The organism is Scandinavium sp. NPDC088450 (genome assembly GCF_044900545.1).
Classification (GTDB): Bacteria; Pseudomonadota; Gammaproteobacteria; order Enterobacterales; family Enterobacteriaceae; genus Scandinavium.
Genome location: NZ_JBJDNI010000039.1, coordinates 22672 through 32691, shown reverse-complemented (window position 1 = coordinate 32691; position 10020 = coordinate 22672). Strand labels below are relative to the sequence as shown.

The 10020-nt window shown below is 55.9% G+C and carries 11 protein-coding genes and 1 other annotated feature; of the genes, 8 read left to right on the top strand and 3 right to left on the bottom strand.

The genetic code is table 11. The annotated features are described in order from the left end of the window. Positions 1 to 94: 94 nt before the first annotated feature. Positions 95 to 265 carry a pleiotropic regulatory protein RsmS gene (rsmS, locus tag ACI2I2_RS23175; RefSeq protein ID WP_330983160.1) on the bottom strand — a complete coding sequence of 57 codons (171 nt, stop codon included), beginning with the start codon at positions 263 to 265 and terminating at the stop codon, positions 95 to 97. Positions 266 to 276: 11 nt separating this feature from the next. Continuing rightward, positions 277 to 804: a primosomal replication protein N'' gene (priC, locus tag ACI2I2_RS23170; protein ID WP_404660089.1), complete on the bottom strand. Its 528-nt coding sequence runs from the start codon at positions 802 to 804 to the stop codon at positions 277 to 279. A 68-nt stretch (positions 805 to 872) separates the two neighbouring features. On the opposite strand from priC, the gene ACI2I2_RS23165 reads away from it, so the two are divergent. The 4 genes from ACI2I2_RS23165 (at position 873) to ACI2I2_RS23150 (ending at position 4366) form a co-directional block, all read left to right on the top strand. Next, positions 873 to 1250 (top strand): DUF454 family protein, encoded by a 378-nt coding sequence (locus ACI2I2_RS23165; protein WP_330983162.1) that lies wholly within the window; start codon positions 873 to 875, stop codon positions 1248 to 1250. Between the two features lie 153 nt (positions 1251 to 1403). Continuing rightward, a complete protein-coding gene (gene apt, locus ACI2I2_RS23160; RefSeq protein WP_330983163.1) occupies positions 1404 to 1955 on the top strand; it encodes an adenine phosphoribosyltransferase in 552 nt (183 codons plus the stop codon). Positions 1956 to 2043: 88 nt separating this feature from the next. Next, positions 2044 to 3978: a DNA polymerase III subunit gamma/tau gene (gene dnaX, locus ACI2I2_RS23155; RefSeq protein WP_404660088.1), complete on the top strand. Its 1935-nt coding sequence runs from the start codon at positions 2044 to 2046 to the stop codon at positions 3976 to 3978. Continuing rightward, positions 3308 to 3372, top strand: a sequence feature (DnaX frameshifting element). (Overlaps the previous gene by 65 nt.) Positions 3979 to 4033: 55 nt before the next feature. After that, complete coding sequence (locus ACI2I2_RS23150) at positions 4034 to 4366, top strand: YbaB/EbfC family nucleoid-associated protein (RefSeq protein ID WP_330983165.1); 333 nt, start codon at positions 4034 to 4036, stop codon at positions 4364 to 4366. A 39-nt stretch (positions 4367 to 4405) separates the two neighbouring features. Here the strand turns inward: ACI2I2_RS23150 and ACI2I2_RS23145 are convergent, their stop codons facing one another. Then, a complete protein-coding gene (locus tag ACI2I2_RS23145) occupies positions 4406 to 5311 on the bottom strand; it encodes a LysR family transcriptional regulator (RefSeq protein ID WP_404660087.1) in 906 nt (301 codons plus the stop codon). Positions 5312 to 5419: 108 nt separating this feature from the next. Here ACI2I2_RS23145 and ACI2I2_RS23140 point away from each other — a divergent pair, with 108 nt between their 5' ends. From ACI2I2_RS23140 to adk, 4 genes are all read left to right on the top strand, one after another. Continuing rightward, complete coding sequence (locus ACI2I2_RS23140) at positions 5420 to 6289, top strand: pirin family protein (protein WP_404660086.1); 870 nt, start codon at positions 5420 to 5422, stop codon at positions 6287 to 6289. Positions 6290 to 6454: 165 nt separating this feature from the next. Then, a complete protein-coding gene (gene recR, locus ACI2I2_RS23135) occupies positions 6455 to 7060 on the top strand; it encodes a recombination mediator RecR (RefSeq protein ID WP_330983168.1) in 606 nt (201 codons plus the stop codon). Positions 7061 to 7170: 110 nt separating this feature from the next. Beyond that, complete coding sequence (gene htpG, locus ACI2I2_RS23130) at positions 7171 to 9045, top strand: molecular chaperone HtpG (protein WP_404660085.1); 1875 nt, start codon at positions 7171 to 7173, stop codon at positions 9043 to 9045. A gap of 311 nt (positions 9046 to 9356) precedes the next feature. Beyond that, complete coding sequence (adk, locus tag ACI2I2_RS23125) at positions 9357 to 10001, top strand: adenylate kinase (protein WP_330983170.1); 645 nt, start codon at positions 9357 to 9359, stop codon at positions 9999 to 10001. The last annotated feature ends 19 nt before the right edge of the window (positions 10002 to 10020 follow it).

Sequence of the window (10020 nt, the reverse complement as noted above, 5' to 3'; positions counted from 1 at the left end):
GAATGAATATAGTTAATGCACTGAAATTATTAGGGAAAGAGTACAGTAATATGGTCACAGGCGAATGACCATATTACTGGGGATCCCTCAGCCCTCAGGGAGAGGGCAGGGGAGAGGGTGAATCTCCCTGCAACTTACGCTCAAAATCCCGCTTCACCATTTCCAAAGCACTCAGCACCGTTTCCGGGGCCAGCGCGTGCTCTTCCAGCAGCATAATTAAATCCACAGCCAGCTTCACATCATCCGGGGCATTTTCCAGCGACATCCTTCCTCCTGCTAGCGCGTCATTCGCGCCAGTACGTTTTCTATGTTTTGCAGCGCATCGCGGCAGCGTTTGAGTCTTGTGCTAAACACGTCCACTTCTCGCGCGAGCCGTTGCTGTTCTTCAAGCGTTGTGGCTTGCGCCAGCAACTCTCGGCGCTGCTGTGTCATCTCTGACAGCCGACGCTCGTAATCCTGATGTTGCAGGCGTTTTCTCTGCCATCGTGTTAATGCGGGGGAGCCATTATCCCAGCCGCGTAGCTGCCAGGCGGCGCTTTCGCGGGCGATGGCTTCCAGTTGGGAGACCAGATGTTCCGCCAGCCACTGGACTTGTTCGAATTGCTGTTGTTCGACGGCATGGCGCAACGCTTGCAGATTGCCTCGCGCTTCTTCCACACAGGCTTGTAAAAGTGAGCTGCGGGTGCGAAATAGCTGTCTGTCAAAACGTGCGCCGAACGTGGCATGAAAGGCCACTGGCGCAACGTCGGCTTCCAGCCTTGAAAGTTGGGTCTCCAGCGATTGCAGTAACAGGTCAGTTCTCATCTCTTTCTCCAGCGATTTCACGCATGCCTGTGCTACATTTGCCGTTCGGTTTGATAACCCTTATCACGATGAAACGGACTATTCTAAACATCATTGGCTGGCTGGCGGTAGTGTTAGGCACGTTGGGTGTGTTTTTGCCGCTGTTGCCGACGACGCCCTTCATCCTGCTGGCGGCCTGGTGCTTTGCCCGGTCGTCGCCACGTTTTCATGCCTGGCTGCTTTATCGCTCCTGGTTTGGCGGTTATTTGCGCCACTGGCAGCAGCATAAGGCGATGCCGCCGGGGGCGAAGCCGCGCGCCATCGCGATGATTCTTATCACTTTCGCCTTTTCCCTGTGGATGGTGAAGATCCTGTGGGTGCGCATTCTGCTGTTAGTGATCCTCGCCTGCCTGCTGATTTTCATGTGGCGAATTCCCGTGGTTGATGCAAAACAACAAAAAGAATAATGGTCGCAATGGTTATTGCATTTATCGATGACTGCCAGTACATTCTGGCGTTTTCGAGCACGGGTGCAACGGGTTAAAAGTTAATCAAATGTAACTTTGAACTTAAGTAAAATGCGCCTTGTGAGTTACACCGTTTTAATCAGGCATACACCTATGACCGCAACTGCACAGCAGCTTGAATTTCTGAAAAACAGCATCAAAAGCATCCAGGATTATCCGAAGCCAGGCATCCTTTTCCGTGATGTCACCAGCTTACTGGAAGACCCGAAAGCCTATGCGCTCAGCATTGAACTGCTGACGGAGCGTTTTAAAAACGCCGGGATCACCAAAGTGGTGGGAACTGAGGCACGTGGTTTCCTGTTTGGTGCTCCGGTTGCGCTGGCGCTGGAAGTAGGTTTTGTGCCGGTGCGCAAACCGCGCAAACTGCCACGCGAAACCATCGCGGAGAGCTACGAGCTGGAATACGGCACCGATCAGCTGGAAATCCACGTTGATGCCATCAAACCAGGCGACAAAGTGCTGGTGGTGGATGATCTGCTGGCAACCGGCGGCACCATCGAAGCAACCGTGAAGCTGATTCGTCGTCTGGGCGGTGAAGTCACCGACGCAGCGTTCATCATCAATCTGTTCGATCTGGGTGGTGAGCAGCGCCTGGAAAACCAGGGCATCAATTGCTATAGCCTGGTCCCGTTCCCGGGTCATTGATCCGCACCTCCACAGCCTCGCTCAAAAGGCGAGGCTGTGATAGCATTACCCTCCTGTATTCCACCTTCCAGCGTTTCAGAGCCTGCCAATGAGTTATCAGGTCTTAGCCCGAAAATGGCGACCACAAACCTTTGCTGACGTCGTCGGTCAGGAACATGTGCTGACCGCACTGGCGAACGGCCTGACGTCCGGTCGACTTCATCATGCGTATCTGTTTTCCGGCACGCGCGGCGTCGGTAAAACCTCCATTGCCCGTTTGCTGGCAAAGGGGCTGAACTGTGAAAGCGGCATCACCGCCACCCCTTGTGGCGTTTGCGACAACTGCCGTGAAATCGAGCAGGGTCGTTTTGTCGATCTGATTGAGATCGACGCCGCTTCGCGCACCAAAGTTGAAGATACCCGTGACCTGCTGGACAACGTTCAGTACGCGCCCGCGCGTGGCCGCTTCAAGGTCTACCTGATCGATGAAGTGCACATGCTCTCGCGTCACAGCTTCAACGCGCTGTTGAAAACGCTGGAAGAGCCGCCTTCACACGTGAAGTTCCTGCTGGCGACCACCGATCCGCAAAAGCTGCCGGTGACTATTCTGTCGCGCTGCCTGCAATTTCACCTCAAAGCGCTCGATGTCGATCAGATTCGCGATCAACTCGAACGTATTCTGGCGGAAGAGAAGATTTCCTCAGAGCCGCGTGCGCTTCAGCTTATCGCTCGCGCGGCGGATGGCAGCTTGCGTGATGCTTTGAGCCTCACCGATCAGGCGATTGCCAGCGGTGACGGCCAACTGAGCGCCGCCAGTGTCAGCACCATGCTGGGCACGCTGGATGACGATCAGGCGCTGTCGCTGATTGAAGCGCTGGTGGCCGCCAACGGCGAGCAGGTGATGACGCTGATCCACGAAGCGGCTGCCCGTGGTATCGAATGGGAAGCCCTGCTGGTCGAGATGCAAAGTTTGCTGCACCGCATTGCGATGGTGCAGCTTTCGCCTTCTGCCCTCGGCAGCGACATGGCGATTGTCGAGCACCGCATGCGCGAACTGGCTCGCACTGTGCCGCCTGCTGATATTCAGCTTTACTACCAGACGTTGCTGATTGGCCGCAAAGAACTGCCTTACGCGCCAGATCGCCGGATGGGCATTGAAATGACGCTGCTGCGCGCGCTGGCGTTCCATCCTCGCAAGCCGCTGCCGGAGCCAGAGGTGCAGCCTCAATCGTTCGCCCCCGTCGCCCCGACGGCGGTGATGCACCCAACGCAAGTGCCGCAACAACAGGCACCGGCTGCGCCCGCGTATCAGAACGAAGCATTGCCGGATTCCACCAGCCAGGTGCTGGCGGCCCGCAATCAGCTGCAACGCGCTCAGGGAGCACCCAAAGCAAAAAAGAATGAACCGGCCCCCGCATCCCGCGCGCGGCCGGTGAACAGTGCTGCGCTCGAGAGACTGGCCTCGGTGACGGAACGCGTGCAGGCGCGCCCGGCAGCGTCTGCGCTTGAAGCTCAGCGTCCGCAGAAAAAAGAAGCCTACCGCTGGAAAGCAACCACCATCACGGAAGAGGTGAAGGAAGAGGTCGCCACGCCGAAAGCGCTGAAGAAAGCGCTGGAGCATGAGAAAACGCCAGAGCTGGCGGCTAAGCTGGCGGTTGAAGCCGTTGAGCGTGACAGTTGGGCGGCTGAAGTCAGCCAGATGAAATTGCCTAAACTGGTAGAGCAGGTGGCGTTAAATGCGTGGAAAGAGCAGAACGGCGCGGCAATTTGCCTGCATCTGCGTCCCTCGCAAAGGCACCTGAACAATGCCGGAGCGCTCAAGACGCTGACCGAAGCGTTGAGCGAATTAAGCGGTTCTCCGGTTGAACTGACCATCGTGGAAGATGATAATCCGGCGGTACGTACGCCGCTGGAGTGGCGTCAGGCCATTTATGAAGAGAAGCTCGCGCAGGCGCGTGAGGCGATTGTGGCAGATAACAACATCCAGACCCTGCGCCGTTTCTTTGATGCGGATTTGGATGAAGAAAGTATACGACCCATTTGACTGTAAGCCCGGCTTGCGGTTGAACCTTTAACATGACTGACTGAGAGATAAGCCTATGTTTGGTGGAAAAGGCGGTCTGGGTAACCTGATGAAACAGGCCCAGCAGATGCAAGAAAAAATGCAAAAAGCCCAGGAAGAGATCGCTCAACTGGAAGTGACCGGTGAGTCTGGCGCGGGCCTGGTAAAAGTCACCATCAATGGGGCGCACAACTGCCGCCGCGTTGAGATTGACCCAAGCCTGATGGAAGACGACAAAGAGATGCTGGAAGACCTGGTCGCTGCGGCGTTCAACGATGCGGCTCGCCGTATTGAAGAAACCCAGAAAGAGAAAATGGCGTCTGTCTCCTCCGGGATGCAGCTGCCACCAGGCTTTAAGATGCCGTTCTGATAACGGTCAAAGGGCGACAGCGATGTCGCCCTTTTTGTTTTAGTTCTCCACTAACGCCTCATAACGCTCAGCCAGAAAATCAATCAACGCCCGAACCGCCGGCAATTGGCCGCGTCGTGAGGGATAGACGATATGAATGATTTCCTGCTTTGCCCGCCACTCCGGCAATAGTTGCACCAGTTTCCCCTCTTTAAGCTGTTCATCCAGCATCAATAACGGCAACTGAACCACACCAACGCCCGCGACGGCGGCGGTTCTCAGGGCAATCATATCGGTGGTGATAAAGCGCGGCTGATGATGAATTGCTGCCGTCTGCTGTTCAGGCCCAATCAAAAACCAACGATAGTGATTTTGAGCGCGAGCCCGCGCCAGACTTGGCCAGTGCTGTAAATCGGCTGGGGAAGCGGGCAGGCCAAATTGGGAGACCAAATCTGGACTGGCCACCAGGCACATATTCCGTGTCGCCAATTTACGCATCACCAGGTCACTGTCTTCCAGTGGCAGAGGACGCACGCGGATCGCCAGATCGATGTTTTCGTTCACAACGTCGACGCGGCGGTTGGTTTCTTCAAGCTGCACCGTCACCTGCGGGTACTTGAGCATGAACTGCGCCAGCATCTCACCAATATGGACGTGTAACAGAGCAACAGGGCAGGTCAGGCGAATCAACCCGCAGGGCTCAGCGTGCAGGGTTTCCATCGCCTCCTGCGCGGCTTCCGCTTCGATGATCATCGCTTTGCAATGGCGATAGAACAGCTGCCCGGCGTCCGTGACCGTAAAGCTCCGCGTCGAGTGCTGTAACAAACGCGTTCCCAGCCGCTCTTCCAGCAACGCAATGCGGCGGCTGAGGCGAGATTTCGGTATCCCAATCGCCCGGCTAGCCGGGGAAAACCCTCCTTGTTCCACCACCTGCGCGAAATACCACAAATCGTTGAGATCCTGCATGGCCTTTGTCCTGTTAATGGAACACTGCGTTCATTTTTGCAGTCTACCGCAATCACTGTCTTGCCGATAAGCTTTACCCCATCGCATCACATTGCACAGGAGAGAAACATGAAATCGATTCTTGGCGTTTACTCAGCCCCAAAATCTCATTGGGTGGGTGACGGGTTCCCGGTGCGTTCCCTGTTTTCTTACGCAAAATTCGCCCAGCAGCTCAGCCCGTTTTTGCTGCTGGACTACGCCGGACCCGCAGAATTCAAAGCGAGCAACAAAGGCCAGCGCGGCGTGGATGTGCATCCTCACCGTGGATTTGAAACTGTCACCATCGTCTACAAAGGCGAAGTCGCACATCGTGACTCCAGCGGAGGCGGCGGTGTTATCGGGCCGGGCGACGTGCAATGGATGACGGCGGGCAGCGGAATTCTGCATGAAGAGTTTCACTCTCCCGCGTTCAGTGAAAAAGGCGGCACGCTGGAAATGGTGCAGCTCTGGGTGAACCTTCCGGCGAAGGCGAAAAACACGCCGCCTGCGTATCAGCCGATCACGGATGCGGATATTCCACAGGTGACACTACCTGACAACGCAGGCCTGGCGCGAGTGATTGCAGGCGAGCTGGACGGTCACAAAGGCCCAGCCAGAACCTTTTCGCCAATGCAAATTCTCGATTTGCGCCTGAACGCGCAGGGCGTGACGCAGCTGCACCTTCAGGATGGCTGGAATACTGCGCTGGTGGTGCTCAAAGGCACTGTCATGGTGAATGACGAAGAAGTTGTGCGGGAAGCGCAACTGGTGGTGCTGGATGCCAAAGGTGAGAGCGTCGCGCTTGAAGCCAACAACGACGCCGTGGTGCTGGTACTCAGCGGCGAACCGCTGAATGAGCCCATTGAGGGTTACGGGCCGTTCGTCATGAACACTCGTGAAGAAATAAACCAGGCCATTGACGATTTCAACCAGGGGCGATTTGGCCAGTCGGTGGCGTAAACGTGGACGGCTGCGATAATCTGCAATACGTCGCAGCCGTACCCGACAGAACTGGACGGTCACCTGAATTCGTAGGGTGTGGCTCTGGCAGAGGGATCTTTTTCTATGCCCGTCGCCGGGGCTAATGTTAGGCTATGGCCCACTCTTTTTTCAGAAGTCTGAGCGATGCAAACCAGTCCTTTACTTACCACCCTCATGGAAGCGTTACGTTGCCTGCCGGGCGTTGGCCCGAAATCCGCGCAGCGTATGGCATTCACTCTGTTACAACGCGATCGCAGCGGAGGCATGCGTCTGGCGCAGGCGTTAACCCGTGCCATGTCAGAGATTGGTCACTGTGCCGATTGTAGGACGTTTACCGAGCAGGATGTTTGCAATATCTGTTCGAACCCGCGTCGTCAGGAAAATGGACAGATTTGTGTGGTAGAGAGCCCGGCGGACATCTATGCCATCGAGCAAACAGGGCAGTTTTCTGGCCGCTACTTTGTGCTGATGGGGCACTTGTCTCCACTCGACGGCATTGGGCCGGACGATATTGGCCTCGACAGGCTGGAGCAGCGCTTAAGCAGCGAACAAATGAAAGAAGTCATCCTCGCCACTAACCCTACGGTAGAAGGTGAAGCGACGGCGAACTACATCGCCGAGCTGTGCGGTCAGTATGGCGTTGAAGCCAGCCGCATCGCGCACGGCGTGCCGGTGGGCGGTGAGCTGGAAATGGTAGACGGCACCACCTTGTCTCACTCCCTTGCCGGTCGTCACAAGATTAAATTCTGAACAAACGGAGGCACTTCTTCTCGCCTCCGCTTGAAATACTCCCCGCCCAGCCTCATATCCCCCTCAACGCTTTTTTACTCTGTAAACATTGGCATTGAGGAATTTTCCCCATGAAAGGACAAGAAACCCGTGGTTTCCAGTCAGAAGTGAAACAGCTTCTGCACCTGATGATCCATTCTCTCTATTCGAATAAAGAAATTTTCCTGCGTGAGCTGATTTCCAACGCCTCCGATGCGGCGGATAAGCTGCGCTTCCGCGCACTGTCTGACGCCAGCCTCTATGAAGGCGACGGCGACCTGCGCGTACGAGTCTCTTTCGACAAAGAAAACCGCACGCTGACCATCGCCGATAACGGCATTGGGATGAACCGCGATGACGTTATCGATCATCTCGGTACTATCGCCAAATCCGGCACCAAAGCCTTCCTGCAGTCCATGGGCTCTGATCAGGCGAAAGACAGCCAACTGATTGGCCAGTTTGGTGTGGGCTTCTATTCTGCGTTTATCGTGGCCGACAAAGTCACCGTACGTACCCGTGCGGCGGGCGACAGCGCAGAGAACGGCGTGTTCTGGGAATCTCACGGTGAAGGCGAATACACCGTCGCGGACATCACCAAAGCCGACCGCGGGACCGAAATCACTCTGCACCTGCGTGAAGGCGAAGATGACTTCCTCAACGACTGGCGTGTACGTTCAATCATCAGCAAATACTCCGACCACATCGCGCTGCCGGTAGAGATTGAAACTCAGGAAGAAAAAGACGGTGAAACGGTCGTCTCCTGGGAGAAAATCAACAAGGCGCAGGCGCTGTGGACCCGCAACAAAGCGGAAATCAAAGACGAAGAGTACAACGAGTTCTACAAGCACATTGCCCACGACTTCACCGACCCGCTGGCGTGGAGCCACAACCGCGTGGAAGGTAAGCAGGAATACACCAGCCTGCTTTATATCCCGGCGCAGGCCCCGTGGGACATGTGGAACCGTGACCATAAACATGGCCTGAAACTGTACGTGCAGCGCGTGTTCATCATGGATGAAGCGGAGCAGTTCATGCCGAACTACCTGCGTTTTGTGCGTGGTCTGATAGATTCCAACGATCTGCCGCTGAACGTTTCCCGTGAAATCCTGCAGGACAGCAGCGTGACCCGCAATCTGCGTAACGCGCTGAGCAAACGTGCGCTGCAAATGCTGGAAAAACTGGCGAAAGACGACGCGGAAAAATACCAGACCTTCTGGAAACAGTTCGGCCTGGTGCTGAAAGAGGGCCCGGCAGAAGACAGCGCTAACCAGCAGGCTATCGCCAAACTGCTGCGTTTTGCTTCTACCCATACCGATTCTTCGGCGCAGACTGTCTCTCTGGAAGAGTACGTGTCTCGCATGAAAGAAGGGCAGGAGAAGATTTACTACATCACCGCCGACAGCTATGCCGCTGCGAAGAGCAGCCCGCATCTGGAATTGCTGCGCAAGAAAGGCATCGAAGTGCTGCTGCTTTCTGACCGCATCGATGAGTGGATGATGAGCTACCTCACCGAGTTCGACGGCAAGCAATTCCAGTCCGTCGCGAAAGCGGATGAGTCGCTGGATAAGCTGGCGGATGAAGTGGACGAGTCCACCAAAGAAGCAGAAAAAGCGCTGACGCCATTTATCGAGCGCGTGAAAACCCTGCTGGGTGAGCGTGTGAAAGAAGTCCGTCTGACGCACCGTCTGACCGATACGCCAGCCATCGTGACCACCGAAGCGGACGAAATGAGCACCCAGATGGCGAAACTGTTCGCCGCTGCGGGCCAGAGCGTGCCGGAAGTGAAGTACATCTTTGAGCTGAACCCGGATCACGCACTGGTGAAACGTGCGGCGGATGTGCAGGACGAAACGCAATTCGGCGAATGGGTTGAGCTGCTGCTGGATCAGGCGCTGCTGGCAGAGCGTGGCACGCTGGAAGATCCGAACTTGTTTATCAAGCGTATGAACCAGCTTTTAGTCTCCTGAGTTAACCCCCTCTCCCTAACCCTCTCCCAAGGGAGAGGGGACCTGGTTTCTCCCTCGCCCTTGGGAGAGTGCCGGAGTGAGGAGACTTGGTTTCTCCCTCGCCCTTGGGAGAGTGCCGGAGTGAGGGGACCTGGTTTCTCCCTCTCCCTGAGGGAGAGGGCAGGGGAGAGGGGGGAGCAACCACTCCGCCGCCAAAATTATTCCCCCCATTAACCGTTTCAGCCGTCCCGCCTTCCTTGAGCGAGCCGCCGTCTGGTGGTATCGTTTAGCGCTTTTGAAAAATTGAACCAACATTTGAGGGGATTTTCGCGATGCGTATTATTCTGCTTGGCGCTCCGGGCGCGGGTAAAGGAACTCAGGCGCAGTTCATTATGGAGAAGTACGGTATTCCGCAAATCTCCACCGGTGACATGCTGCGTGCTGCAGTCAAATCTGGCTCCGAGCTGGGCAAACAGGCGAAAGACATCATGGACGCTGGCAAGCTGGTGACCGATGAGCTGGTTATCGCCCTGGTGAAAGAGCGCATTGCGCAGGAAGACTGCCGTAACGGTTTCCTGCTGGACGGCTTCCCACGCACTATTCCACAGGCTGATGCCATGAAAGAAGCGGGCATCAAAGTGGATTACGTGCTGGAGTTCGACGTACCGGACGAACTGATCGTGGATCGTATCGTGGGTCGTCGCGTACACGCGGCTTCTGGCCGTGTTTATCACATCAAATTCAACCCGCCTAAGGTTGAAGGTAAAGATGATGTGACTGGCGAAGAGCTGACCACCCGTAAAGACGATCAGGAAGAAACCGTGCGTAAGCGCCTGGTGGAATACCATCAGATGACCGCGCCGCTGATCGGCTACTACTCCAAAGAAGCACAGGCTGGCAATACGAAGTATGCCAAAGTTGACGGCACTCAAGCCGTGGCTGACGTTCGTGCTGAACTGGCTAAAATCCTCGGTTAATTCCGTGGCAAGTGCCGGG